This is a genomic window from Streptococcus sp. A69, from assembly GCF_058556195.1.
This window is the reverse complement of the sequence record NZ_JBZUJU010000005.1, coordinates 21,454-46,888: the sequence shown is the minus strand read 5'-3', so window position 1 is coordinate 46,888 and position 25,435 is coordinate 21,454. Positions and strand designations below refer to the sequence as shown.

At 41.5% G+C, this 25,435-nt stretch carries 17 protein-coding genes, 3 pseudogenes and 1 CRISPR repeat array; of the genes and pseudogenes, 10 read left to right on the top strand and 10 right to left on the bottom strand.

Annotation, left to right across the window (positions count from 1 at the left end; translation table 11 throughout):
* Nucleotides 1-77: 77 nt before the first annotated feature.
* Both AC4ME5_RS08780 and AC4ME5_RS08775 read left to right on the top strand, forming a co-directional pair.
* Nucleotides 78-290 (top strand): annotated as a pseudogene (locus tag AC4ME5_RS08780) (DUF3114 domain-containing protein); the annotation flags it as partial.
* Nucleotides 275-673 (top strand): annotated as a pseudogene (locus AC4ME5_RS08775) (IS30 family transposase); the annotation flags it as partial. The pseudogenes AC4ME5_RS08780 and AC4ME5_RS08775, both read left to right, overlap by 16 nt.
* Nucleotides 674-724: 51 nt before the next feature.
* On the opposite strand, the gene AC4ME5_RS08770 reads toward AC4ME5_RS08775, so the two are convergent.
* Entirely contained in the window at nucleotides 725-2,491 is a 1,767-nt protein-coding gene (locus AC4ME5_RS08770; RefSeq protein ID WP_061588520.1) for an ABC transporter ATP-binding protein, read from the bottom strand.
* Complete coding sequence (locus AC4ME5_RS08765) at nucleotides 2,492-4,198, bottom strand: ABC transporter ATP-binding protein (protein ID WP_491800531.1); 1,707 nt, start codon at nucleotides 4,196-4,198, stop codon at nucleotides 2,492-2,494. It lies immediately after the preceding gene.
* 206 nt (nucleotides 4,199-4,404) lie between these two features.
* On the opposite strand from AC4ME5_RS08765, the gene AC4ME5_RS08760 reads away from it, so the two are divergent.
* The 6 genes from AC4ME5_RS08760 (at nucleotide 4,405) to csn2 (ending at nucleotide 12,853) form a co-directional block, all read left to right on the top strand.
* Entirely contained in the window at nucleotides 4,405-5,421 is a 1,017-nt protein-coding gene (locus AC4ME5_RS08760) for an NAD(P)H-dependent glycerol-3-phosphate dehydrogenase (RefSeq protein ID WP_491800530.1), read from the top strand.
* 21 nt (nucleotides 5,422-5,442) lie between these two features.
* Nucleotides 5,443-6,342: a UTP--glucose-1-phosphate uridylyltransferase GalU gene (gene galU, locus AC4ME5_RS08755; RefSeq protein WP_109290272.1), complete on the top strand. Its 900-nt coding sequence runs from the start codon at nucleotides 5,443-5,445 to the stop codon at nucleotides 6,340-6,342.
* Nucleotides 6,343-6,863: 521 nt separating this feature from the next.
* Entirely contained in the window at nucleotides 6,864-10,994 is a 4,131-nt protein-coding gene (gene cas9 / locus AC4ME5_RS08750) for a type II CRISPR RNA-guided endonuclease Cas9 (RefSeq protein ID WP_491800529.1), read from the top strand.
* Nucleotides 10,994-11,860 carry a type II CRISPR-associated endonuclease Cas1 gene (gene cas1 / locus AC4ME5_RS08745; RefSeq protein ID WP_491800528.1) on the top strand — a complete coding sequence of 289 codons (867 nt, stop codon included), beginning with the start codon at nucleotides 10,994-10,996 and terminating at the stop codon, nucleotides 11,858-11,860. Before cas9 ends, cas1 begins: the two co-directional genes overlap by 1 nt.
* On the top strand, nucleotides 11,857-12,201 hold the full coding sequence (gene cas2, locus AC4ME5_RS08740) for a CRISPR-associated endonuclease Cas2 (RefSeq protein ID WP_002895389.1): 345 nt from the start codon (nucleotides 11,857-11,859) through the stop codon (nucleotides 12,199-12,201). Before cas1 ends, cas2 begins: the two co-directional genes overlap by 4 nt.
* Complete coding sequence (csn2, locus tag AC4ME5_RS08735; RefSeq protein WP_045618030.1) at nucleotides 12,191-12,853, top strand: type II-A CRISPR-associated protein Csn2; 663 nt, start codon at nucleotides 12,191-12,193, stop codon at nucleotides 12,851-12,853. The genes cas2 and csn2 overlap by 11 nt, the downstream gene beginning before the upstream one ends.
* Before the next feature lie 90 nt (nucleotides 12,854-12,943).
* Nucleotides 12,944-13,573: a CRISPR direct-repeat array (repeat unit 36 nt; unit sequence GTTTTAGAGCTGTGTTGTTTCGAATGGTTCCAAAAC).
* 41 nt (nucleotides 13,574-13,614) lie between these two features.
* Here csn2 and AC4ME5_RS08730 read toward each other — a convergent pair.
* The 6 genes from AC4ME5_RS08730 to pbp1b all read right to left on the bottom strand — a co-directional run bounded on the left by AC4ME5_RS08730 (nucleotide 13,615) and on the right by pbp1b (nucleotide 20,293).
* Complete coding sequence (locus AC4ME5_RS08730; protein WP_491800527.1) at nucleotides 13,615-14,295, bottom strand: rhomboid family intramembrane serine protease; 681 nt, start codon at nucleotides 14,293-14,295, stop codon at nucleotides 13,615-13,617.
* Nucleotides 14,279-14,818 carry a 5-formyltetrahydrofolate cyclo-ligase gene (locus AC4ME5_RS08725; protein WP_491800526.1) on the bottom strand — a complete coding sequence of 180 codons (540 nt, stop codon included), beginning with the start codon at nucleotides 14,816-14,818 and terminating at the stop codon, nucleotides 14,279-14,281. Before AC4ME5_RS08725 ends, AC4ME5_RS08730 begins: the two co-directional genes overlap by 17 nt.
* Nucleotides 14,819-14,829: 11 nt before the next feature.
* On the bottom strand, nucleotides 14,830-15,960 hold the full coding sequence (locus AC4ME5_RS08720) for an N-acetyldiaminopimelate deacetylase (RefSeq protein ID WP_491800525.1): 1,131 nt from the start codon (nucleotides 15,958-15,960) through the stop codon (nucleotides 14,830-14,832).
* A gap of 59 nt (nucleotides 15,961-16,019) precedes the next feature.
* Nucleotides 16,020-16,718 carry a 2,3,4,5-tetrahydropyridine-2,6-dicarboxylate N-acetyltransferase gene (gene dapD / locus AC4ME5_RS08715; RefSeq protein WP_061588511.1) on the bottom strand — a complete coding sequence of 233 codons (699 nt, stop codon included), beginning with the start codon at nucleotides 16,716-16,718 and terminating at the stop codon, nucleotides 16,020-16,022.
* 85 nt (nucleotides 16,719-16,803) lie between these two features.
* Nucleotides 16,804-17,715 (bottom strand): DMT family transporter, encoded by a 912-nt coding sequence (locus AC4ME5_RS08710; protein ID WP_096422871.1) that lies wholly within the window; start codon nucleotides 17,713-17,715, stop codon nucleotides 16,804-16,806.
* Between the two features lie 76 nt (nucleotides 17,716-17,791).
* Nucleotides 17,792-20,293 (bottom strand): penicillin-binding protein PBP1B, encoded by a 2,502-nt coding sequence (gene pbp1b / locus AC4ME5_RS08705; RefSeq protein WP_491800524.1) that lies wholly within the window; start codon nucleotides 20,291-20,293, stop codon nucleotides 17,792-17,794.
* A 140-nt stretch (nucleotides 20,294-20,433) separates the two neighbouring features.
* On the opposite strand from pbp1b, the gene tyrS reads away from it, so the two are divergent.
* Both tyrS and AC4ME5_RS08695 read left to right on the top strand, forming a co-directional pair.
* Entirely contained in the window at nucleotides 20,434-21,690 is a 1,257-nt protein-coding gene (tyrS, locus tag AC4ME5_RS08700; protein ID WP_414344940.1) for a tyrosine--tRNA ligase, read from the top strand.
* A gap of 54 nt (nucleotides 21,691-21,744) precedes the next feature.
* Nucleotides 21,745-22,593, top strand: a complete 849-nt coding sequence (locus AC4ME5_RS08695) for a putative RNA methyltransferase (protein ID WP_491800523.1) — start codon at nucleotides 21,745-21,747, stop codon at nucleotides 22,591-22,593.
* A gap of 108 nt (nucleotides 22,594-22,701) precedes the next feature.
* Here AC4ME5_RS08695 and AC4ME5_RS08690 read toward each other — a convergent pair.
* Both AC4ME5_RS08690 and glgP read right to left on the bottom strand, forming a co-directional pair.
* Nucleotides 22,702-22,910, bottom strand: a pseudogene (locus AC4ME5_RS08690) (hypothetical protein).
* A 241-nt stretch (nucleotides 22,911-23,151) separates the two neighbouring features.
* Nucleotides 23,152-25,410, bottom strand: coding sequence for a glycogen/starch/alpha-glucan family phosphorylase (gene glgP / locus AC4ME5_RS08685; RefSeq protein WP_491800522.1), 2,259 nt, complete (start codon nucleotides 25,408-25,410; stop codon nucleotides 23,152-23,154).
* Between the last annotated feature and the right edge of the window lie 25 nt (nucleotides 25,411-25,435).

The following is a 25,435-nucleotide window of genomic DNA, read 5'->3' as shown; positions in this document are numbered from 1 at the left end:
AAGTGATTTTTAACTAAGAATCTGCTTCTGTCTCACTGCCTTTTTTGTTATAATAAGCTTTTGAAAGGAGAGAGTCTATGTGGCACATTTTAGGAAGTTATCCATTTTCCCAAGCAGGTTTGCACAAACGTTATGAACAAGCTAAGCAACTGCTTTTATGGGAAAGTGCGGGCTGGACTAGAAAGGATCTAAAGAACCTTGCTAAAAGAGATTTACAGCTATCTGATTTTTGCATAGGCTCTCAGGCTTTTAATCTCTTATGGCAAGATGCTTACGCTACTCAAAAGCCATCATCACACTGAAAACCAATGGACGGAAAGCAAGTGATATTGAGGCCTCCATCAATCAATGGTTGTCTCAAGTTCCCAGCCATCTCTTTAAGTCGATAACGTTTGATTGTGGGAAAGAATTTTCTAATTGGAAATCTATTTCCAATGCACATGACATTGATATTTTCTTTGCGGATCCAGGATGTCCCGGTCAACGAGGTCTCAATGAGCATTCTAATGGCTTATTAAGACGAAATGGATTACCGAAACAAATGGATTTTACGAATATTTCTCAAAATTATTTATCAGCTATAGCTGATAAAAGAAATAGAATTCCTAGAAAATCATTGAATTATCAATCACCCTACCAAGTTTTTCTGAGTTACTTGAAAAGTCTAACTTAATTTGACAATTTAGGGGGCAAGAAAAAGCTGCCCAAGAGGACAACTTTTTTCTTATTCAAATACAAATTGATTGTGATAGAGTTCTGAGTAGAAACCGCCAAGTTTGAGCAACTCGTGATGATTTCCACGTTCAATAACCTCTCCATCTTTGAGGACAATAATCTGATCGGCATTGAGGATGGTCTTGAGACGATGGGCAATGACAAAACTGGTTCGACCTGCTACAACTGCCTCCATGGCATGTTGAATCTTGCTTTCTGTTACGGTATCGACATTGGAAGTCGCTTCGTCTAAGATTAGGACTTGAGGATCTGTCATCAAGGTCCGAGCGATGGAAATCAATTGTTTCTGACCAGTTGAGAAGATATTTTGCTCATCATCAATAAGGGTATCATACTTATCAGGCAAGCTTTCGATATAGTCATGAATATGAGTTGCCTTAGCAGCTGCTTCGACCATTTCCTGACTGGCATCTGGCACACCAAAGCGGATATTGTCTCGGATTGTTCCGCTAAACAAGACCGAATCCTGCAAGACAATACCGACCTTGCTTCGCAGACTGTCCAAGTCGTAGTCACGAATGTCTTTGCCATCAAAGGAAATGCTACCTGCATCCACATCGTAGAAACGATTGATGAGGTTCATGATGGTCGTCTTCCCTGAGCCAGTTGGACCGACAACTGCTATCATCTGCCCCTTAGGAGCTGAAATGCTAACATCTTTTAAAATCGGCTTGTCTGGCACATAAGAGAAATCAATATGACTGATTTCAACACCTTCTCGCAATTCCGTAAAGGCAGGTGCACTTTGCGGGCGAATCTCTTCTTCTGCATCAAACATTTCTTGGATACGATCCGCCCCAGTAAAGGCCAACTGGAGGCTACCCCAACTCGCAGCTACCTGGATAATCGGCTGGTAGTACTGCTGAGAAAATTGGGTAAACATGACAATCAAACCTAGGGCTGTCGTTGTTTCGATACTTGGATCGTTCAGCAAGACAGCCGAACCTGCAAAAATGACGATAGCCGTATTGACCAAGCTCATCCCATTCATAACTGGAAAGAGGATGCCTGAGAACATTCTTCCTTTAAAGGTTGCCTTGCGCACGCGCTCATTTTGCTCCACAAAGCCTGCTACGATGTCATCTTGAATTCCTTGTACGATAACAGCTTTCTGCCCAGAAATGCTTTCGTCCATGTAGGCGTTGAGTTTTCCAACCTCTTTTTGCTGGAGATTGGTGTACTTGCGGGCCATTTTCACGATGAAGACCAGCATGAGAAAGGCCACTGGAGTGCTGGCTACTGTTATCAGGGCTAGCGTCACATTTTTTGAAAACATGACAAAAATCAAACCGATGTAAAGAGCAATATTGCTCATAACCTGAACTAGACTTTCATTGAAGGCTTGAAGGATGTTATCCAAGTCACTAGTGAAGCGAGAAAGGATATCCCCATCCTGATGGCGGTCAAAGAAAGAAACCGTCAAACGGGAAAGTTTACCAAAAAGGCCCTTACGCATCTCATTTGTCGACTCGGCAATCACACGGGTCATCAAGGTCATGTAAATCAAGCTAGACACAACCAAGGAAAGGACAACCAGAGCTAGATTCAGCATCAGAGCCGATAAACTCTGCCAGGCTAGTTCGGAAGTTCCATTTTGATAAGCCAGAACTAGGTTAGCAAGCTCTGTTACTGCTTGACCTGAAAAAACTGGAAAGAGGGCTTGGGAAATCGTCGCAATCGCAACCATCAGAATCACAACGACAAAGGAGAGCTTGTAGACTTTAAAATAATTCCAGAAAAATCGAACTGTTTTCATTTATTCCTCCTTTCCCTTTTGTGTTTCGTAGATTTCGCGGTAGACGGCATTGCTAGCTACCAAGTCCGCATGCCTTCCTTCTCCAATCAATCGTCCTTGATCCAAGACCAAAATCTTGTCTGCATGGACGACTGAACTGATCTTTTGAGCGATGATAATGGTTGTCGTCCCTTTCAGGTCTTTGTTCAAAGCTTCCTGCACGAGTCTTTCTGACTTGGCATCCAAGGCCGAAGTCGAATCGTCAAAAATCAGGATACGGGGATTGCTGACAATCCCACGGGCAATGGACATCCGTTGTTTTTGTCCACCAGAAAAGTTGGTGCCACGTTCCTCGACCTGACTCTCAAATTTGTTTTCCATGCGTCCGATAAATTCGCTGGCTTGAGCAATCCGTGCTGCACGTTCCATTTCTGACACGCTGGCATTGCCTTTTCCTTGACGAAGATTATCTGCAATGGTCCCGCTAAAGAGAATAGCACGTTGCAAGACGATAGAAACTGTTTTACGCAAGGTTCCCTCGCTGACGTCTCGAATATCCTTGCCACCAATCTTGATAGATCCCTCCTGTGGATCAAAAAGCCGTGGAATTAACTGAGCTAGGGTGGACTTCCCTGCTCCAGTAGCCCCAACCACACCGACCATTTGACCAGGCGCAATTTCAAAGGTTACATTCTTCAGCATAGGCTCATCGTCATTAGGATAGGTGAAGGTTACATTTTCAAAAGAGAGACTTCCTTCTAACTCTTCGTTCGGGAGATCTTTAAAGGTCATTGCTGGCTCGGTATCTAGAATCTCGCGGATACGACGCAAGGAAATCATGGCACGGCTGACAGAATTTCCTAAAAATCCAACCATGATAATGGTAAAGATAATCTGGCTGAGATAGTTGACAAAGGAAGCAATCGAGCCCACAACAGATGGATCTGACTGAGCCATTCCAGCCACCAACCAGATAGAGAGAAAGACAGCCCCATAGCCGACTAGCATCATAATAGGTTCTATAACTGAGAAGGCATAACCGATATAAAGATTTTGGCCGAGAAGTTCATCAGAAACCTCGGTAAATTTGTCAAATTGTGCTTTTTCTTGTACAAAGGATTTGACCACGCGCACACCACGTAGATTTTCCTTGGCGATAGCATTGATCCGTTCAAGAAGGGTTTGAAACTTAGCAAATCGTGGCCCCATCATCCCCATCATGATGGCAGTTAGTGCAAGGATTAGGAGCACCATGAGGACAATCACCCACCAAAGCGACGGAAGAGTGTGAACCGCCAAGATAAAGGAACCGATAAAGAGAAGAGGGAGACGGAAGAGGATTTGAAAAGCCATCATCACCACGTTCTGAATTTGGTTGATATCATTGGTCATACGGACGACAAGGTTACCGGCATTGAATTGCTCAATATTGGCATAAGAAAAAGTCTGGATCTTGCGAAAAGCGTCTTCCCGAAGGTCCGAAGACACTCCCTGAGCAATGTAGGCTGCAAGTGTCACATTGACCCCACCTGCAACCAGACCGACTAGGGCTACTCCTATCAGCCAAGCGCCAATACTATAAATAGCCTCATTTTGTCCGGCCAACAAAGCTTCTAACACCTCTTGCAAATAGCGCGGTTGCAAGAGCGAACTCGCAACCATCAAGCCTGTCATCATTAGGGATGCCAAGGCTTGCCATTTATAGGTTTTTATTTTTTTAATGAGCATATTTCCTCCTAATAAAATAGATAAAGGGAGCGACATCCTGCGTCAGCTCCTTCTCATTCGTTCATATTGATGCTATTCTAGCAAAAAAGAGGCATCTTGTCAAAGAAGTCTCCTTATTATAAATTAGTGCGCTTTCATCTACAGGTGATGCATGAAAAGGCTTTTTATGGTAAAATGAAAGGAAGAACTCTTACAAGGAGGAAAAGATGAAGAAACAAACCATCGCTGTCTTGGGTCCTGGTTCTTGGGGGACCGCCCTTTCGCAGGTCCTAAACGACAATGGACACGAAGTTCGAATTTGGGGAAATATTTCTGACCAAATCGATGAAATCAATAACCAACATACAAACAAACGCTATTTCAAAGATATCCTACTGGACGAAAAGATCAAAGCCTATCATGACTTGGAAGAAACACTAAAGGATGTGGATGCTGTTTTATTTGTAGTCCCAACAAAAGTAACGAGACTGGTTGCCCAACAAGTAGCAAAGGTGCTCGATCACAAGGTTGTCATCATGCATGCCTCCAAAGGATTGGAACCAGATAGCCACAAACGCCTCTCAACCATTCTTGAAGAGGAAATTCCAGCTGACCTCCGTAGTGACATCGTCGTTGTTTCCGGACCTAGTCACGCTGAGGAAACGATTGTACGGGATATTACCTTGATTACAGCAGCCTCTAAAGACCTCGAAACTGCTCAGTACGTACAAAATCTCTTTAGCAATCACTACTTCCGCCTCTATACCAATACGGATGTTATCGGAGTTGAAACCGCTGGTGCTCTTAAAAACATCATTGCAGTTGGTGCAGGAGCATTGCATGGTCTAGGATTTGGCGACAATGCCAAGGCAGCAATCATCGCACGTGGCTTGGCAGAAATCACCCGTCTAGGTGTCACTCTTGGAGCTAATCCTCTGACTTACAGCGGTCTTTCTGGAGTCGGTGATTTGATCGTAACTGGTACATCAATCCACTCTCGTAACTGGAGAGCTGGTGACGCTCTTGGTCGTGGAGAATCCTTGGCAGACATCGAAGCCAACATGGGTATGGTCATCGAAGGCATTTCAACAACGCGAGCAGCTTACGAACTGGCTCAGGAATTAGGTGTCTACATGCCAATCACACAGGCTATTTACCGAGTCATCTACGAAGGTGTCAATATCAAAGAAGCAATCACTGACATCATGAGCAATGAATTTAAAGCAGAAAACGAATGGTCATAGACCTTTATAGAAAGGAACATCATGAAACAACAAGTCAGAAAAGCAGTCATCCCTGCCGCTGGATTGGGAACTCGCTTCCTCCCAGCAACTAAGGCCTTGGCCAAGGAAATGTTGCCAATCGTAGACAAACCTACTATCCAGTTTATCGTTGAAGAAGCTCTCAAATCTGGTATCGAAGATATCTTGGTTGTTACGGGTAAGTCAAAACGTTCCATCGAGGACCACTTCGACTCAAACTTCGAATTGGAATACAACCTCAAAGAAAAAGGGAAAACAGATCTTTTGAAGCTAGTTGATGAAACAACTGGCATGCGTCTGCATTTTATCCGCCAAACTCATCCACGTGGTCTCGGCGATGCTGTTTTGCAAGCCAAGGCTTTCGTTGGAAATGAACCTTTTGTCGTTATGCTTGGTGATGACTTGATGGATATCACCAACGAAAAGGCTGTTCCACTTACCAAACAACTCATGGATGACTACGAGCGTACCCACGCGTCTACTATCGCTGTTATGCCAGTCCCTCATGACGAAGTATCTGCTTATGGAGTTATTGCTCCGCAAGGCGAAGGGAAAGATGGTCTTTACAGCGTTGAAACCTTCGTTGAAAAACCTGCGCCGGAGGATGCTCCTAGCGACCTTGCTATCATCGGACGCTACCTCCTTACTCCTGAAATTTTCCAAATCCTCGAAAATCAAGCTCCAGGTGCAGGAAATGAAATTCAGCTGACAGATGCAATCGATACCCTCAATAAAACACAACGTGTATTTGCTCGTGAATTCAAGGGAGCTCGTTACGATGTCGGAGATAAGTTTGGCTTTATGAAAACATCCATCGACTACGCTCTCAAACACCCACAAGTCAAAGACGACCTGAAAGACTACCTCATTCAACTCGGAAAAGAGTTAGCTGGGGGGGAATAGAAGAATATTCCATATAAAAAGAACTAGGATAGTTAATTATCCCAGTTCTTTTTATTTTGTATTGCTATTCTTCAAAACATCTATTACCTAAAAAGAAATCTGTATTGCTCAGTCAACCTACTTAAAAGCTCCACCGAATTGGTCTCAAACTACATCAAAGCGCTACGATATTATTTTTTATAAAAATGGGATCACAATAAGTTTGTATAATAAAATAAAAAGCACCGAATCGGTGCTCACTTTTTCAAGTTGTGTACGGACAAAAGCCTTATTTTAACTTGCTGTGTTGTTTCGAATAGTTCCAACACTTGTATTGTATACCATTCTTTTAAAAATTGCAAGAAGAAATCTATATAAAATAGAATAACATCCCATTTTATAACGATTTAAAAATTTACAGATTGAAAACGTTTTACAATTTCTTGATTTTAATAGTCAAAAGATATATAATTTATCCAAGGTTAATATATTAGCATTTGCTGATAAGAACTTAAAGAGTATAACTCAAAGGAGAACACTAAATGAACAATAAACCTTACTCTATCGGACTTGATATCGGAACAAACAGCGTCGGATGGGCCGTCATTACAGATGACTATAAAGTTCCGTCGAAAAAGATGAAAGTTCTGGGCAATACTGATAAGCACTTTATCAAGAAAAATCTAATCGGAGCTTTATTATTTGACGAGGGGACTACTGCTGAGGATAGACGTCTCAAACGAACAGCACGTCGTCGCTATACTCGTCGGAAAAATCGTCTTCGCTATCTTCAAGAAATCTTTGCTGAGGAAATGAGCAAGGTAGATAGTAGTTTCTTTCATCAATTAGATGACTCCTTTTTAGTTCCTGAGGATAAAAGAGGAAGTAAATACCCTATTTTTGCTACCTTAGCGGAAGAAAAAGAATATCACAAGCAATTTCCAACTATCTATCATTTGAGGAAACAGCTGGCGGACTCAAAAGAAAAAGCTGACTTGCGTTTAATCTATCTGGCATTAGCTCATATGATTAAATACCGCGGACATTTTTTATATGAAGAATCTTTCGATATTAAAAACAATAATATCCAAAAAATCTTTAACGAGTTTATAAGCATTTACGACAATACCTTTGAAGGAAGCTCCCTTAGTGGACAAAATGCACAAGTAGAAGCAATTTTTACTGATAAAATTAGTAAATCAGCCAAGAGAGAACGCGTTCTAAAACTCTTTCCTGATGAAAAGTCCACTGGTTTGTTTTCCGAATTTCTCAAGTTAATTGTAGGAAATCAGGCTGATTTTAAAAAACATTTTGACTTAGAAGAAAAAGTCCCACTACAATTCTCTAAAGATACCTATGATGAGGATTTGGAAAACTTACTCGGACAAATTGGAGATGACTTTGCAGACCTTTTCCTAGTTGCTAAAAAACTCTATGACGCTATTCTTCTATCAGGAATCTTAACTGTTACAGATCCTTCAACCAAGGCTCCACTATCAGCATCTATGATTGACCGTTATGAAAATCATCAAAAAGACTTGGCTGCTTTAAAACAATTCATTAAAACAAATCTTCCAGAAAAATATGATGAAGTTTTTTCTGACCAATCTAAAGATGGATATGCTGGATATATCGATGGCAAGACCACTCAAGAAGCATTTTACAAATACATCAAAAATCTTCTCTCTAAACTCGAAGGAGCAGATTATTTCCTTGATAAAATTGAACGTGAAGATTTCTTAAGAAAACAACGCACCTTTGATAATGGTTCTATTCCTCATCAAATTCATCTTCAAGAAATGAATGCCATTATCCGTCGACAAGGAGAACATTATCCATTTCTGCAGGAAAATAAAGAAAAGATAGAGAAAATCTTGACCTTCCGTATCCCTTACTACGTTGGCCCATTGGCTCGTGGCAATCGTGATTTTGCTTGGCTAACTCGAAATTCTGACCAAGCAATCCGACCTTGGAATTTTGAAGAAATCGTTGATAAAGCAAGATCTGCAGAAGACTTCATCAATAAGATGACTAACTATGACTTGTATCTACCAGAGGAAAAAGTTTTGCCCAAGCACAGTCTCTTGTATGAAACATTTGCTGTCTACAATGAATTAACAAAAGTAAAATTTATTGCGGAAGGATTGAGAGACTATCAATTCCTTGATAGTGGGCAGAAGCAGCAAATTGTCACTCAATTATTCAAAGAGAAAAGAAAAGTAACTGAAAAAGACATCATTCAGTATCTACACAATGTTGATAGCTACGATGGAATCGAACTAGAAGGAATTGAAAAACAATTTAACGCTAGTCTATCTACTTACCATGATTTGCTCAAAATTATCAAGGATAAGGAGTTTATGGATGATTCTAAAAATGAAGCAATTCTTGAAAATATCGTCCACACGCTAACTATCTTTGAAGATCGTGAGATGATCAGGCAACACCTTACTCAATATGCCTCTATCTTTGATGAGAAAGTTATTAAAGCACTAACTCGTCGACATTATACTGGATGGGGCAAACTCTCTGCCAAGCTGATTAACGGTATCTGTGATAAACAAACAGGAGATACGATTCTTGACTACCTGATTGATGACGGTGAGATTAATCGTAACTTTATGCAATTAATCCATGATGATGGGCTTTCCTTCAAAGAAATTATCCAAAAAGCACAAGTAGTTGGCAAGACAGATGATGTGAAACAAGTTGTCCAAGAACTCCCAGGAAGTCCTGCTATTAAAAAGGGAATTTTGCAAAGTATCAAGATTGTTGATGAACTTGTCAAGGTTATGGGACACGAACCTGAGTCCATTGTCATTGAAATGGCTCGCGAAAATCAAACCACTGCAAGAGGAAAAAAGAATTCCCAACAAAGATATAAGCGCATTGAAGATGCACTAAAAAATTTAGCACCTGAGCTTGATTCAAATATATTAAAAGAACATCCAACAGATAATATTCAACTCCAAAACGACCGTCTCTTCCTTTACTATCTCCAAAATGGGAAGGATATGTACACTGGGGAAGCTCTTGATATCAACCAACTGAGCAGCTGTGACATTGACCACATCATTCCACAAGCCTTTATAAAGGACGATTCGCTCGATAACCGTGTCCTAACCAGCTCCAAAGATAATCGTGGTAAATCTGACAATGTTCCAAGTTTAGAGATTGTTCAAAAAAGAAAAGCTTTTTGGCAACAATTATTGGATTCCAAATTGATTTCAGAACGTAAATTTAATAATTTGACTAAGGCTGAACGTGGTGGACTAGATGAGCGAGATAAAGTTGGCTTTATCAGACGCCAACTAGTTGAAACACGGCAAATCACAAAGCATGTTGCGCAGATTTTGGATGCTCGCTTCAATACAGAAGTGACTGAGAAGGATAAGAAGGACCGTTCCGTCAAAATCATCACTTTGAAATCCAATCTAGTTTCCAACTTCCGTAAAGAATTTAGGTTATACAAGGTGCGGGAAATTAATGACTACCACCACGCACATTATGCCTATTTAAATGCAGTAGTTGCTAAAGCTATCCTTAAGAAATATCCTAAACTAGAGCCTGAATTCGTCTATGGTGACTATCAAAAATACGATCTTAAGAGATACATCTCCAGAACCAAAGATCCTAAAGAAGTTGAAAAAGCAACTGAAAAGTATTTCTTCTACTCAAACTTGCTGAACTTCTTTAAAGAAGAGGTGCATTACGCAGACGGAACCATCGTAAAAAGAGAGAATATCGAATACTCCAAGGATACTGGAGAAATCGCTTGGAATAAGGAAAAAGATTTCGCTACAATCAAAAAAGTTCTTTCACTTCCGCAGGTGAATATTGTGAAGAAGACAGAAGAACAAACCGTTGGACAAAATGGTGGTCTGTTTGATAACAATATTGTGTCCAAGAAAAAAGTAGTTGACGCAAGCAAACTAACCCCTATCAAATCCGGTTTGTCACCTGAAAAGTATGGTGGCTATGCAAGACCTACAATCGCTTATTCAGTTCTTGTTATAGCAGATATTGAAAAAGGAAAGGCTAAAAAATTAAAGAGAATTAAAGAGATGGTTGGAATAACCGTTCAAGATAAAAAGAAATTTGAAGCAAATCCAATCGCCTATCTTGAAGAATGTGGTTATAAAAATATCAATCCTAATCTTATTATAAAACTACCTAAGTATAGTCTCTTTGAGTTTAATAATGGACAGCGAAGATTATTAGCAAGCTCTATTGAGTTGCAAAAAGGTAACGAATTGATTGTACCTTACCATTTCACTGCTTTGCTTTACCACGCACAGCGAATTAATAAAATTAGTGAACCAATTCATAAACAGTATGTGGAAACACATCAAAGTGAATTTAAAGAATTATTAACAGCAATCATTTCTTTATCTAAAAAATATATCCAAAAACCAAATGTTGAATCGTTATTACAACAAGCGTTTGACCAATCCGATAAAGATATTTATCAATTAAGCGAATCATTTATCTCGCTTTTAAAACTGATTTCATTTGGAGCTCCTGGAACCTTTAAATTCCTTGGTGTTGAAATTAGTCAATCAAATGTACGATATCAATCTGTGTCTTCTTGTTTCAACGCCACCCTCATCCACCAATCCATCACTGGTCTCTACGAGACTCGGATTGACTTGAGCAAACTAGGAGAAGACTGATGGGATGGAGAACCGTTGTTGTCAATACACACTCTAAACTCTCCTACAAGAACAACCACTTGATTTTTAAAGATGCCTCTCGGACAGAGTTGATTCACCTGTCCGAGGTGGACATCCTGCTTTTGGAGACAACGGATATCGTTCTCTCCACTATGCTGATTAAACGCTTGGTGGATGAAAATATTCTGGTCATCTTTTGTGATGATAAACGCTTGCCAACAGCCTACTTAACGCCTTACTATGGTCGACACGATTCCAGTTTGCAACTCTCTCGTCAAATCACATGGAACGAGGAAACTAAAGTACAAGTTTGGACTACCATTATTGCACAAAAAATTCTCAATCAAGCTTTTTATCTGGGGAGTTGTGGTTTTCTAGAAAAATCTCAGTCCGTCATCGATCTCTATCATGGGTTGGATTTATTTGATCCTAGTAACCGGGAGGGACACGCAGCTCGTATTTATTTCAACACCTTGTTTGGAAATGATTTTAGTCGTGAGCAAGATAGTGATATCAATGCTGCCTTGGACTACGGCTACACCATGATTTTGAGTATGTTTGCGCGTGAGATTGTCTTGTCTGGTTGTATGACTCAGTTTGGTTTGAAACATGCTAATCAGTTTAATCAGTTCAACCTAGCTAGTGATATTATGGAGCCTTTCCGACCAATTATTGATAGAATTGTCTATGAAAATCGAAGCAGTTCTTTTGTCAAAATCAAGCGAGAACTTTTCACTATTTTCTCAGACACCTTCCACTACAATGGAAAGGATATGTATCTGACCAATATCGTCAGTGACTATACTAAGAAAGTCATCCAAGCTCTCAATCAACCCGAGAAAGGAGTTCCTGAGTTTAGGATATGAGTTATCGATATATGCGTATGATTTTAATGTTTGATATGCCAGTTGATACCGCAGAGGAACGCAAGGCCTATCGGAAATTTCGGAAGTTCCTCATAGATGAGGGATTTATCATGCACCAATTCTCCATCTATAGTAAGCTCTTGCTCAACAATTCTGCTAATAATGCTATGATTGAGCGACTCAAGACTCATAACCCTAAAAAAGGAAACATTACTCTCTTGACCGTTACAGAAAAGCAGTTTTCTCGCATGATTTACTTAAATGGCGAACGAAATACCAGCGTAGCAAACTCCGACGCACGCTTGGTCTTTCTGGGAGAGGAGCCTAGAGATGAAGATTAATTTCCCACTACTGGATGAACCATTAGCTATTGAAAATGCAACTTTTTTAGTGTTGGAAGACCAGTTTACCTTTTCAACTATCGTCAAGCAATTCTACCAATATACTGATGATGGGGAGTTGAAGTTGTTTGATAGAAATCTAAAAGCACTGAAAGAGTCCGAATTACTAGTGATAACGGATGTCTTAGGATACAATCTCAACTCACCTGCCATGCTTAAATTGATACATGCTGATTTAGAAAATCAGCTCAATGACAAACCCGAAGTCAAGTCCATGATTGAAAAGTTGGTTGCTACGATTACAGAATTGCTGGCATTTGAGTGTTTGGAAAACGAGTTAGACCTAGAGTATGATGAAATCACCATTCTAGAGTTAATCGATGCACTTGGTGTCAAAGTCGAAACTCTGAGTGATACACCTTTTGAAAAGATGCTAGAGATTGTCCAGGTTTTTAAATATCTTTCTAAAAAGAAACTCCTTGTTTTCATCAATGCATCAGCCTATCTATCAAAGGATGAGTTAGTAAATCTGATAGAGTATATCCAACTAAATCAACTAAGGGTTTTATTTGTCGAACCTCGAAAAGTCTATGATTTTCCGCAGTATGTGCTGGATCAAGACTATTTCTTGAACCCTGAAAATATGGTATAATAAGAGTAACAATTGGAACCTAACGAGCTGAAGTCTGGCTGGGACGAATGGCGCGATTACGAAATTTCGTGAGAAAAATCTTTCTACGAGGTTTTAGAGCTGTGTTGTTTCGAATGGTTCCAAAACTCATTGGAAAAATAGTCGGAAACTTCATGCGTTTTAGAGCTGTGTTGTTTCGAATGGTTCCAAAACTGGACTTCATATTGGTCAGTAATTTTTTATGTTTTAGAGCTGTGTTGTTTCGAATGGTTCCAAAACTATTTTCAGTTTTTTCTAGAGCAGGCTCTAGTTTTAGAGCTGTGTTGTTTCGAATGGTTCCAAAACCTTTTGTGATTGAGGTGATTTATGAGGTAGGTTTTAGAGCTGTGTTGTTTCGAATGGTTCCAAAACAATTTGGTCGGTTTTTGCAAAGGGTAATCAGTTTTAGAGCTGTGTTGTTTCGAATGGTTCCAAAACACAAGAAAACGCAAACAGAAGGAGCATGATGTTTTAGAGCTGTGTTGTTTCGAATGGTTCCAAAACACTTGAACGTTTCACCCGTGTTCGTCTTAAGTTTTAGAGCTGTGTTGTTTCGAATGGTTCCAAAACACTGATGAGTTCAAGCCATGGTCAGGTGCTGTTTTAGAGCTGTGTTGTTTCGAATGGTTCCAAAACTTCAGTACATCGTTTCCCTGGCACCTTACTGTTTTAGAGCTGTGTTGTTTCGAATGGTTCCAAAAAAAGCTACTCATTTTTTGAGTAGCTTTTTAACTATTCCAACTCTACACATAGCTCATTCCTTTGTAGAAAAGGAAAACGGCTAGTGCGACAAAAAGTAGAGTTGCTCCGATTCGCTGGCTGGTACTATACATCCCTTTTTCCCATTTGACTGGAAAGATGACTGCTAGAAAGGCCCCGCCTACTGCACCACCAATATGCCCTGCTAGGCTGATTCCTGGGATCAGAACACTTCCAATGATATTTATCACAAAAAGCATCAGGTAGGATTGCCCTAACTGCTGGATATAGGGGCTGCGAGTCGCGTAGCGCAAAACAATAATCGCAGCAAATAGTCCGTAAAGAGAAGTGGATGCTCCTGCTGCAAGGACTTTCGGTGTAAAAGCAAACACAAAGAGATTGCCCATCATTCCTGATAAGAGATAGAGAAAGAAGAACTGTTTAGAGCCGAAAATCTCCTCCACCTGTCGCCCAAGAAAATAGAGAGAAAGCATATTGACAATGAAATGCTCCCAGCCTATGTGCACAAATATAGCCGAAAAAAGGCGCCACATCTGTTCTGGAAACAGGCGAATGATCGGTCCATACATAGCTCCAAACTGAAAAAGAGTTTTTACCCGATCAAAGTTGATGCCTGTAGTAATCAACATCAAGAGAAATACCAAAGCTGTTACTAGGAGAAAAAAACTAGTCACAGGGTAACGTTTGTCAAAAATTTCCTTCATAGATTAGCACCTCCTGAACGGGAATATCATGGTCTTCCGAGTTGAAATTCTGGATTTGACAAGGATAGATTGTACTCATGGTCTGACCAGCAAAATTCTCCAGATAGCGGTCGTAATAGCCTCCGCCATATCCGATCCGATAACCCTCTGTCGTAAAAGCCAAGCCCGGAACATGAATCAGATCAATCCGGGAGGTATCCACCACTTCCAAGTCCCCTTGAGGCTCCAGTAAACCAAAGGAAGTTTTTTTCAACTGCTGCGGATCGTAGACCACAAACTCCATGCGCCCCTTGAGATAGGTTTTAGGTATCAAAACCTTTTTGCCGTCCTTCAACGCCTGGTCGATCAGTCCCTGCGTTTGAAACTCATGCGGAAAAGAGAGGTAGGTTGCGATGACCTTGGCTTCTTGGTAAAAAGGATGATTCAAAAATCGTTCTGTTAAGGCTTGATCCATAGCAATTTTTTGCTTCTGAGGGATAGACCTCATTTCTTGCAAGACTTGCTTGCGCAATTCCGATTTCATAGACAAGCCCTCTACTCTGCTGCCTTCTTTTTCAAGAAACTAGAGACCGCATCCACCCCAATAGCTAAGGCTTCTTCCTTGGGGCTCATCTGAGGGTGATGAAGGGCGTAGGGACTGTCGATACCTAGCCAGAACATAACGCCATCTACCTTCGAAAGGAGATAACCAAAGTCCTCACCAGTCATAGCAGGCTCGATATCAATCAACTCAATTCCCTCTTTCTCTTCAAAAAAGTCCATCAGTTCACGCGCCAAGGCTGGATTGTTCTCCACAGGCAGGTAGCCTCCTTGTTTGAGTTCCACTTCGACTTCCATATCAAAGGCTGCTGCAACACCTTCTGCGACTGTCTTGACTCTTTTTTGCACCAAGAGGCTCATGTCCTGAGTCAAAGCTCGAATGGTTCCGTGTAAAAAGGCTGTGTCTGTAATGACATTGTTAGTTGTTCCAGCCTGAAAAACGCCAAAGGTGACCACTGCTCCTTCGATTGGATTGACATTGCGGCTGACAACTGACTGTACCTGGGTCACAAAGTAACTAGCGGCCACTAAGGCGTCATTGGCTTCATGTGGAAAGGCTGCGTGTCCTCCTTTTCCTTTGAAACGAATCTTCACCTCACAAGTCCCTGCAAAAAGTGTATGGGTATTGGTCGCAATCTGGCCGACTTTCAAATCTGGACGAACATGGAGTCCATAAAACTGGTCTGGCAACCAGTCCCCAAAAGCACCGTCCTCATACATGAGCATACCACCAGCTTCATTTTCTTCAGCAGGTTGAAACAGAAAAAGCAGATTATTCTTTGGTTGCTCCTCAAGAGCTCGTTCGAGACAGCCCAAGGCAATGGTCATGTGAAAATCATGGCCACAAGCATGCATACGACCGTGATGTTGGGAAGAAAAAGGAAGGCCCGTTTGTTCGACGATAGGTAGGCCATCAATATCTGTCCGCCAACCAATGGTCCGCTCTGGCTGGCTTCCCTGCAGGTAGACCAAAATCCCTGTCCGCCAGGTACGAACTTGAACAAAGTCCTTGCCCGCAGTCAATTTCTCAATCACAGCCAACAAATAAGCCTGAGTCTTGAACTCCTCCAAGCCAATCTCTGGAATTTGGTGTAAATCTCGTCTAGTCTGAATCAAATCTAACATCTATCTGTCCTCCTATATAGCAGAAAGAGGCTGGGAGAAGTATCCGCCTCTTTTTATTTTTACAAGGTACGAAGCGCATCTTCTAGCGCTGTTTTTTGTTGGGTTTGGGCATCAATCTCTTTGATAATACGAGCTGGAACGCCTGCTACCACTACATTTTCTGGAACATCTTGAGTCACGATAGCTCCTGCAGCGACAACTGAACCACTACCGATTTGGACACCTTCGATGACCACTGCATTGGCTCCGATGAGAACATTGTCCCCGACACGGACTGGATCGGCACTAGCTGGTTCAATCACACCTGCCAAAACTGCCCCTGCACCAACGTGGCTGTTCTTCCCAACGATGGCACGACCACCAAGGATAGCACCCATATCAATCATGGTTCCTGCACCGATTTCTGCTCCAATATTGATAACAGCTCCCATCATGATAACAGCATTGTCACCAATTTCCACTTGGTCGCGGATAATAGCACCTGGCTCGATACGAGCATTGATAGCACGTTTATCTAACAAAGGAACGGCAGAATTACGAGCATCTTGTTCGACAACATAATCTTGATTTTCTACCAAGCCTTCGAGAAGCGGAGCGATATCCTTCCAATCTCCAAAAAGAACATTGCCTAATTTGACAACAGAGCTAGGAACAGCAGACGCTAGTTGTCCTTCAAAGGTTACTTTGACACTGGTTTTCTTCTCTGCATTGGCGATAAATTGGATGATTTCTTGGGCATTCATTTTTGTGGCAGTCATAGGCGCCTCCTGGTTCATTATAATGATACCTATTCTACCAAAAAAGGCTTCAAATTTGAAGCCTAAACTATCAAAATAATCGTCTTTACTTCCCTTCTTTGGCTTCTTCGATAGACAAGAAGACCATAGGGACGATGATCAAAATCATGGCCAAAACTAGAAATCCATCTAGGACCAGACCGAGAAAGAGAACGCTCAATAGGGCCGAAGAGAGAGGCTCGCTAGCGCTCACTACAGAGACAACGAGAGGAGAAACGAGAGAGACGGCCTTCATAGACAGGAAGAAGGCAAAAGCTGTTCCAAATACGGCAATCGTCAGACAAATTAGCACACTTACCAGATCCACTTGAAAACTTATCCGATAAATAGGGTAAAGAAAATTACTAAAGAGCCCTGCCAGAATCATCCCCCAACCAACAGTCGGAACAAATCCGTAACGCCGTGCAAAACGCTGAGGCAGGATAACATTAAACATGACCCCTACTGCACTGAGCAAACCTGTTACTAGAGCCAAAGGTGTCATGGACAGCTGGGACAAATCCCCTTTTGTAGCCATCAAAAAAACACCTAGCATGGCAATCAAAACATAGAAAACAGCTGTAATCGAAGCCTTCTTCTGGTAAATGATTCGATTGTAAAACAGGATAAAAATAGGGCTGATAAATTGCAAAATGGTCGCCGTCGTCGCATTGGAATACTCAACGCAGAGATAAAAGAAAAACTGCACAGAAAAAATACCTAGAATAGCATAGGCTAAAAAAGGTAGATAATTTTTCTTATCTTTCCAGATATCCAACAAACGGCTACGCAACTGAAAGGCAGATAACCCTAAAACCAAACTCCCCGCCACAAGCAACCGCATAGAGGTAATCCAACCTGACGATACTGGGTAATGAGTGAAAAAATACTCTCCTAAAATCCCGCAAATCCCCCAGATAAGACCCGAGAACAGTGAATAAAAGGTTCCCTTCAAAATCTTCTTTTGATACTTATTCATTCCCTTATTGTAACACGAAATAGAAAAAGAAAAAAGTAGCTAAGAGAAGAAAAATTGCCTCTTGCTACTTTTTTTATTATCGATTAAATAGACGGGAACGACCTGAAGAGCCACTCTGAGTATTTCCACTCGAACTTGTTGTTCCCGAACTGCTACTTGAGCTTGGAGGAGTTACTGCAGGAATACTTCCTAGAATATTCTTCCAAGCATTCTGATAATCTGCATCGCTTCCTCCAATAGCAAAGCGATAGGTGGTTACTGGCGCCCCTTCTTTAGTAGCCCAGTAACTTGTTACGGTAGAACCGGAAACGTTGACTTCTTTGCCATTGATTGAAACCTTGCCCGGTTTCTCCCCTGTCGACTTGAGAACTTGTGACTTGGTCACACTTGAGTCAAGATTAAAGCGCTCATTCCCCCAAATGCCAGGTTTTGCTTGTTGAATGGCATTAACCAAGTGGGCCATATAGTTGGCATTGCGGTAGTGGCCTGCTCCTTTGGCTAGTGGGCGGTTGTCATCGTGACCTAGCCAGCCACCCAAGGTCAAGCGAGGTGTAGAAAGCATAAGCCACATATTTTCATCTTCATTGGTTGTACCAGTTTTTCCAATCCAGTCGGCGCTAGCAAGACTGGGATTGATGGTAGCCAAGTCTGTCTGGAAACTTGAGGTAATCCGAGATGAAATAACATCGCGAAGTAAACTTTGCATGATGGTCGCTGTCGCTTTTGAGTAAACTTGGACAGGTTTATCTTTATGTTCATAAACCACTCGACCATCTGTTGACTCGATCTTCGCAATCATATATTTCTTATGGTAAACTCCGTTGTTGGCCAGAGTCTGATATCCGTTGGTATGCTGAGCAACTGTAACGTCAATTCCTCCGCCCATCGGTAAACTCTCAATACCATATTCTGGGATTTCGTAACCCATTTTTTCCATATAGCCTTTAACATCAACACCCTTCTCTCGGAGTGTACGATAAGTCCAGTAGGCTGGGATATTCCATGAGTAGTTGAGGGCCTCCCCTAACGTCATCATCCCTGTACCAGGACTATTGACATACATGATAGGATTGCCGTTTGAAAAGTTGGTTGGATAGTTTGATAAGATACTTGCACTTCCCATCAGACCTTGGTCAATGGCAATACTGTAAGCCAATATCGGCTTAGTAGTCGAAGCAGGAGAACGTTTTGTGTCGATAGCATGGTTATTCTGATTTTTTTGATAATTGCGACCACCGACAAATCCAAGAATAGCTCCCGTTTGGTTGTCCATGAGGACATTCCCCACCTCAGGCTGGCCTGTCGAATCATCTAGCAGATAGCCGTAGGTTGCCACCGCATTTTGCATCGCAGCATGAACATTTTTATTAATAGTCGTCGTAATCTTATATCCACCATTTTCAATTTCCTTAGTCGCTAAATCACGATAAGCTTTCTGGATGGATTCATTCTTTTGCTCTTTTACAGAAACATTATCTCTCTGAATCAGATAGTCATACATCCGATCAGTAGCTTCTGCCAAGGTTGCGAAGTAGAGATAGTCACGCGAAGTACCACTGACACTACCAGATGGTAAGAAGTCTTTCTTAAAATCATAATCCTTGTACTTGTCGTAATCTTCCTGACTTAGAGCCCCTGTCCGGTACATATTATAGAGAACATCTCTAGCCCGTTTGACCCCCAGAGCCAAATCCTCCTCGCTCTTCATACTACCGTCAGATTCATAAGGAGAGTAACTAATTGGGCTCTGTGGCAATCCTGCGATAAAGGCTGCTTGAGGGACCGTTAAATCCGAAGCCTTAACCCCAAAGATCCCTTCTGCAGCCTGTTGGGCACCTGCAATATTTTGTCCTTTATGATTGCGACCAAAAGGAGCAATGTTAAGGTAGGTTGTTAAAATCTCATCCTTACCCATAGCTCGCTCTAAAGCTAGAGCATCAATGATTTCTTTAGCCTTACGAGCTAGAGTGGGAGCATCTCCCACCACTTGTTGCTTGATAACCTGCTGAGTCAAGGTCGAACCACCACTGGATGACCCCAGACCAACAAAAGTTCCCAAGGTCGCACGAATAACGGCCTTAGGCACGACTCCCTTGTGCTCGTTGAAATTCTCGTCTTCTGTCGCAATGATAGCCTTTTTAAGATTATCCGAAATAGCACCTGAAGCGACTGAAGTGCGCAACAAATCGCCCTCGATCGAGGCAATGGCACTGCCGTCAGAATAAGTGATTTCTGAGATAGAGGCAATATCCTTCACTTGCTTGACCAACTCTTCTGCTTGAGGAACTTGGGCCTTGTCAAATAGGGCAACTCCATAACCCATAGCCGCCCCAGCACCAAACAGTCCACCGATAAAACCTAGGATAAAGAGAGTGTTAAAGACTATTTTAAACCCACTCAAAATCTTAGCGAAAATAGGCCCTGCCTTTCTAACTTTATCAGAAGAGGTCCCCTTTTTACCGGTTTTCTTATCAGCTAGTTTTTCTGCTAGTCTTTTCTTCCATTTTGCAATTCGTTGCATTAGTTGCTGGAAAAAATGCAGCATTTTTGTTTTTAATTCATCAATTCTTTTTTTCATGAATGTCCTCGCTTTCTCTATTATACCATAAAAGGAAAACTTTCAATAAAATAGCCACTTTCTTCCCTATTCCACTAGGCTATTAATCAAGTTTGTGATACAATAGGTAGAAACAATATTTTATAAAGGAGAAAAGACACATGCACATTTTTGATGAGCTAAAAGAGCGTGGTTTGATTTTTCAAACGACTGATGAAGAAGCTTTGCGTAAAGCCCTAGAAGAAGGTCAAGTTTCTTATTATACTGGCTACGATCCAACTGCTGACAGCCTTCACCTCGGTCACCTTGTCGCAATCTTGACAAGTCGTCGTTTGCAACTAGCAGGTCACAAACCTTATGCGCTCGTTGGCGGTGCTACAGGTCTCATCGGAGATCCGTCCTTCAAAGATGCTGAGCGTAGTCTCCAAACAAAAGACACAGTAGAGGGCTGGGTCAAGTCTATCCAAGGACAACTTTCTCGTTTTCTTGACTTTGAAAATGGGGAAAATAAAGCTGTCATGGTCAACAACTACGACTGGTTTGGCAGCATCAGCTTCATCGACTTCCTCCGTGATGTCGGAAAATACTTCACTGTCAACTCCATGATGAGTAAGGAGTCTGTGAAAAAACGGATCGAGACAGGGATTTCTTACACTGAGTTCGCTTACCAAATCATGCAAGGATATGACTTCTACGTCCTTAACCAAGAGCACAACGTAACCCTACAAATCGGTGGTTCTGACCAGTGGGGAAATATGACTGCTGGTACCGAATTGCTTCGTCGCAAGGCTGACAAGACTGGTCACGTTATCACAGTGCCACTCATTACAGATGCAACTGGTAAGAAATTTGGTAAATCAGAAGGAAACGCTGTTTGGCTCAACCCTGAAAAGACTTCTCCATACGAAATGTACCAATTCTGGATGAACGTCATGGACGCTGACGCTGTTCGCTTCTTGAAGATCTTTACCTTCTTGTCACTTGATGAGATTGAAGAGATCCGCAAACAGTTTGAAGCTGCGCCACACGAACGCTTGGCTCAAAAAGTCTTGGCTCGTGAAGTCGTGACACTTGTTCACGGTGAAGAAGCTTACAAGGAAGCCCTCAATATCACAGAGCAACTCTTTGCAGGAAACATCAAAAACCTTTCTGTCAAAGAACTCAAACAAGGACTCCGCGGGGTACCAAATTACCAAGTCCAAGCTGACGAAAACCACAATATCGTGGAACTCCTCGTATCATCTGGCGTGGTTAACTCAAAACGCCAAGCCCGTGAAGATGTTCAAAACGGAGCTATCTATGTCAACGGCGACCGTATCCAAGACCTTGACTATGTCTTAAGTGACACAGATAAGTTAGAGAACGAACTGACTGTTATCCGCCGCGGAAAGAAAAAATACTTCGTTCTTACATACTAAAAAAGAAGACTGGAGGCATTTGCCATCCAGTCCTTTTTTTGCTAGACTAAAACTATGAATACAAACCTCAAACCCAAACTCCAACGCTTTGCTACTGCTAGTGCCTTTGCCTGCCCCATCTGCCAAAAAAACCTCACCTTGGTAGAGACTAGCCTCAAGTGTAGCAACCGCCATTCTTTTGATCTGGCAAAATTCGGCTATGTCAATCTAGCACCGCAAATCAAGCAATCCACCAACTACGACAAGGAAAATTTCCAAAACCGCCAACAAATCCTAGAAGCTGATTTTTATCAGGCTATTTTAGAAACCATCTCAGACCTGCTTACAAATTCTAAAACTAGCCAAACAATTTTAGATATCGGTTGTGGCGAAGGGTTTTACTCTCGTAAACTCCAAGAAAGTCACTCTGACAAAACCTTTTACGCCTTTGATATTTCAAAAGATTCTGTTCAAATCGCTGCCAAGAGCGAATCCAACTGGGCGGTCAATTGGTTTGTCGGTGACCTGGCTCGACTTCCTATAAAAGACGCCAGTATGGATATCCTGTTTGATATCTTTTCCCCTGCCAACTACGGAGAATTTCAAAGAGTATTATCAAAAAACGGTATCTTAATCAAGGTCATCCCAACCGAAAATCACCTCAAGGAAATCCGACAAATAGTACAAGACCAGCTGACAAAAAAGGACTATTCTAACCTAGATATCAAGGAACATTTCCAGGAACACTTCAGCATCCAATCTAGCCAAACAGCCTCCCTGACCAAACCCATCACAGCTGAGCAACGCCAAGCCCTGCTCAGCATGACGCCCCTTCTCTTTCACGTCGACCAGACCAAGATTGACTGGAGCCAACTGACAGAGATTACCATCGAAGCAGAGATTCTGGTTGGGAAAGCAGTGTAAATAAATCTTTCAATAAGACAAAACCCGCACCTCAAGAGGAGGTGCGGGTTTAAATCGCGATTTTTCAACTGTCTATCCGAAAAGTGGAAAAAATTTTGACCTCTCCATTTATTTTCGATTCGAAATGACAAATTTATCAATGAATATAATAAGTGAAATGAGGCAAGTGTAATCCCCAAATAGCACCCATGATAAGAGATTTCTTGATGGGTAAGTGGAAAAAGAGTACGATTCCCCGTCAAGAGGGATGACAAAATCACAAATAGTATCCAAAATAAATCAGTCCATTTATATCTTGAAAAATATTTTTGCCACATAAGAACACCTTCTTTCCTGCAATCATATTATAATACTTTGTGTAAGCGAATACAAGAAATATGAGGTCATCAACTACGAAGAAGCATGATACTGAAATACAGTGAAAAGTAGAATTTCTAAAACTTCAACGTATCTAAGATTTATCTCTTTTTAGACCGGATTGACTCAAATCCACATTATTCAAAAAAGCGAATTTCAATTGAAACTCGCTTTTTTACAAAATGTATTAGTATTATTTTCTTAGTTCAAGTGCCAGATATCTTCGTTGTACTGAGCGATGGTACGGTCAGATGAGAAGAATCCTGCTTTAGCAATGTTGACGATAACTTTGTCCAACCATGCGTCACGGTTTTCGTAGTCAGCAAGCATTTGCTCTTTCACCTTGATGTAGTCTTCCAAGTCAAGGAGAGTCATGAACCAGTCTTTGTTGATCAATTCCTTGTAAAGACGTTCCAAGCGTTCTTTCTTACCTACTGCAAGAACAGCATCGCTCACGATGAAGTCAACCAAAGGTTTGATAGCTTTACGAGCGTAGAATTCGCTTGATTTGTAAGCTGCTTTTGCGTAAAGGTCGATAACAGTTTCTGAATCTTCACCGAAGATGTAGATGTTTTCGTCTCCAACCAATTCAGCGATTTCCACGTTAGCGCCGTCCATAGTACCAAGAGTCAAAGCTCCGTTCAACATGAATTTCATGTTACCAGTACCTGAAGCTTCTTTAGAAGCAAGTGAGATTTGTTCTGAGATGTCACATGCTGGGATAAGGAAGCTTGCTGCAGTAACGTTGTAGTTTTCAACCATGACGACTTGCAAGTGTGGAGCTACTTCTGGATCATTTGCAATCACTTCTGACAAGCAAAGGATCAAGTGAATGATGTCTTGGGCAATTGTGTAGGCAGGAGCTGCTTTACCACCAAAGAAGACTGTGATTGGGCGAGCAGGGATGTTGCCAGCCTTGATATCAAGGTATTTGTGGATGACATACAAAGCGTTCATTTGTTGGCGTTTGTACTCGTGAAGACGTTTGATTTGGATATCAAAGATAGAGTTTGTATTGATTTCAACACCTTGGTGCTCTTTCAAATGACGAGCCAATTTACGTTTGTTGTGAGCTTTGATATCTTCCAATTTTTCTTTGACAGCAGCTTTGTCTTCATAAAACATTAGATTTTGTAGCTCTTCTGCTTGATGGTGCCAACCACGTCCAATAATATAGTCTAGATAGTGAGACAAGCGTGGGTTAGCATGCATGAGCCAACGACGGAAAGTGATACCGTTTGTTTTATTGTTGAATTTTTCTGGATAAATATCATAGAAGGCTTTCAACTCAGAGTTCTTCAGGATTTCAGTGTGGAGTGCTGCTACCCCGTTAACACTGTATCCGTAGTGGATATCCATGTGAGCCATGTGAACACGTCCGCTCTCGTCGATGATTTGGACAGCTGGATCTTTGTATTCTGCCTTCACACGACGGTCCAATTCTTCAATGATTGGTACCAAGTGTGGAACCACTTCTTGCAAGAATTCAAGTGGCCATTTTTCAAGGGCTTCAGCAAGGATGGTGTGGTTAGTGTAGGCTGTCATGCTGCGAACGATTGAGATGGCTTCGTCAAGTTCGATACCACGAGCAGTCAAAAGACGGATCAACTCAGGGATCACCATTGATGGGTGAGTATCGTTGATTTGGACAACTGCGTAGTCAGCAAGGTCATGCAAGTTGCTTCCTTTTTCAATTGCTTCGTCGATGATCAATTGCGCACCGTTTGAAACCATGAAGTATTGTTGGAAGATACGGAGCAATTCACCTTGACGATCACTATCATCTGGGTAAAGGAAAAGAGTCAAGTTACGAGCGATGTCTGTCTTGTCAAAGTTGATACCATCTTGGATGATTGAAGAATCAACTGAATCCAAGTCAAACAAACGCAAACGGTTTTTAGTTGCTGTTTTGTAACCAGGCACATCGATATCGTAAAGAGTAGATGTCAATGTAAAGTGCGCAAATGGCACTTGGTAGCTACGACTTGAGCGAACCAACCAGTTTTGGTCAGTCAACCAAGCGTTAGGAACCGTTTCTTGTTGGTTGTTTTTAAGAACTTGTTGGAAAAGACCAAAGTGGTAGTTCAAACCAACACCGTCACCGTTCAGACCAAGTGTAGCGATTGAGTCAATAAAGCAGGCTGCCAAACGTCCCAAACCACCATTCCCTAGAGATGGTTCCAATTCGACTTCTTCGATTTCGATCAACTCTTTACCTGCATCAGCAAGTTCTTTCTTAACGTCGTCATAAAGACCAAGGTTAATCAAGTTGTTAGACAAGAGTTTACCGATCAAGAATTCAGCTGAGATATAGTAAACTTTTTTCTTACCAGTATTTAATTTCTTTTGCGCACTAGCTTGCTTGGTGTAGTTGAGCAAGGCAATGTATAATTCTTCGTTTGAACATTCAGCAATTGTTTTTTGATGATGATCAATCACATATTTTTGTAATGATTCCATGTTGAGAGTCTCCTTTTGTTTCAAC

Bases quoted from the DNA above. Each gene is read 5' to 3' on its own strand.
- AC4ME5_RS08770 (WP_061588520.1), bottom strand. From the start codon at position 2,491: ATGAAAACAGTTCGATTTTTCTGGAATTATTTTAAAGTCTACAAGCTC.
- AC4ME5_RS08765 (WP_491800531.1), bottom strand. From the start codon at position 4,198: ATGCTCATTAAAAAAATAAAAACCTATAAATGGCAAGCCTTGGCATCC.
- AC4ME5_RS08760 (WP_491800530.1), top strand. From the start codon at position 4,405: ATGAAGAAACAAACCATCGCTGTCTTGGGTCCTGGTTCTTGGGGGACC.
- galU (WP_109290272.1), top strand. From the start codon at position 5,443: ATGAAACAACAAGTCAGAAAAGCAGTCATCCCTGCCGCTGGATTGGGA.
- cas9 (WP_491800529.1), top strand. From the start codon at position 6,864: ATGAACAATAAACCTTACTCTATCGGACTTGATATCGGAACAAACAGC.
- cas1 (WP_491800528.1), top strand. From the start codon at position 10,994: ATGGGATGGAGAACCGTTGTTGTCAATACACACTCTAAACTCTCCTAC.
- cas2 (WP_002895389.1), top strand. From the start codon at position 11,857: ATGAGTTATCGATATATGCGTATGATTTTAATGTTTGATATGCCAGTT.
- csn2 (WP_045618030.1), top strand. From the start codon at position 12,191: ATGAAGATTAATTTCCCACTACTGGATGAACCATTAGCTATTGAAAAT.
- AC4ME5_RS08730 (WP_491800527.1), bottom strand. From the start codon at position 14,295: ATGAAGGAAATTTTTGACAAACGTTACCCTGTGACTAGTTTTTTTCTC.
- AC4ME5_RS08725 (WP_491800526.1), bottom strand. From the start codon at position 14,818: ATGAAATCGGAATTGCGCAAGCAAGTCTTGCAAGAAATGAGGTCTATC.
- AC4ME5_RS08720 (WP_491800525.1), bottom strand. From the start codon at position 15,960: ATGTTAGATTTGATTCAGACTAGACGAGATTTACACCAAATTCCAGAG.
- dapD (WP_061588511.1), bottom strand. From the start codon at position 16,718: ATGACTGCCACAAAAATGAATGCCCAAGAAATCATCCAATTTATCGCC.
- AC4ME5_RS08710 (WP_096422871.1), bottom strand. From the start codon at position 17,715: ATGAATAAGTATCAAAAGAAGATTTTGAAGGGAACCTTTTATTCACTG.
- pbp1b (WP_491800524.1), bottom strand. From the start codon at position 20,293: ATGAAAAAAAGAATTGATGAATTAAAAACAAAAATGCTGCATTTTTTC.
- tyrS (WP_414344940.1), top strand. From the start codon at position 20,434: ATGCACATTTTTGATGAGCTAAAAGAGCGTGGTTTGATTTTTCAAACG.
- AC4ME5_RS08695 (WP_491800523.1), top strand. From the start codon at position 21,745: ATGAATACAAACCTCAAACCCAAACTCCAACGCTTTGCTACTGCTAGT.
- glgP (WP_491800522.1), bottom strand. From the start codon at position 25,410: ATGGAATCATTACAAAAATATGTGATTGATCATCATCAAAAAACAATT.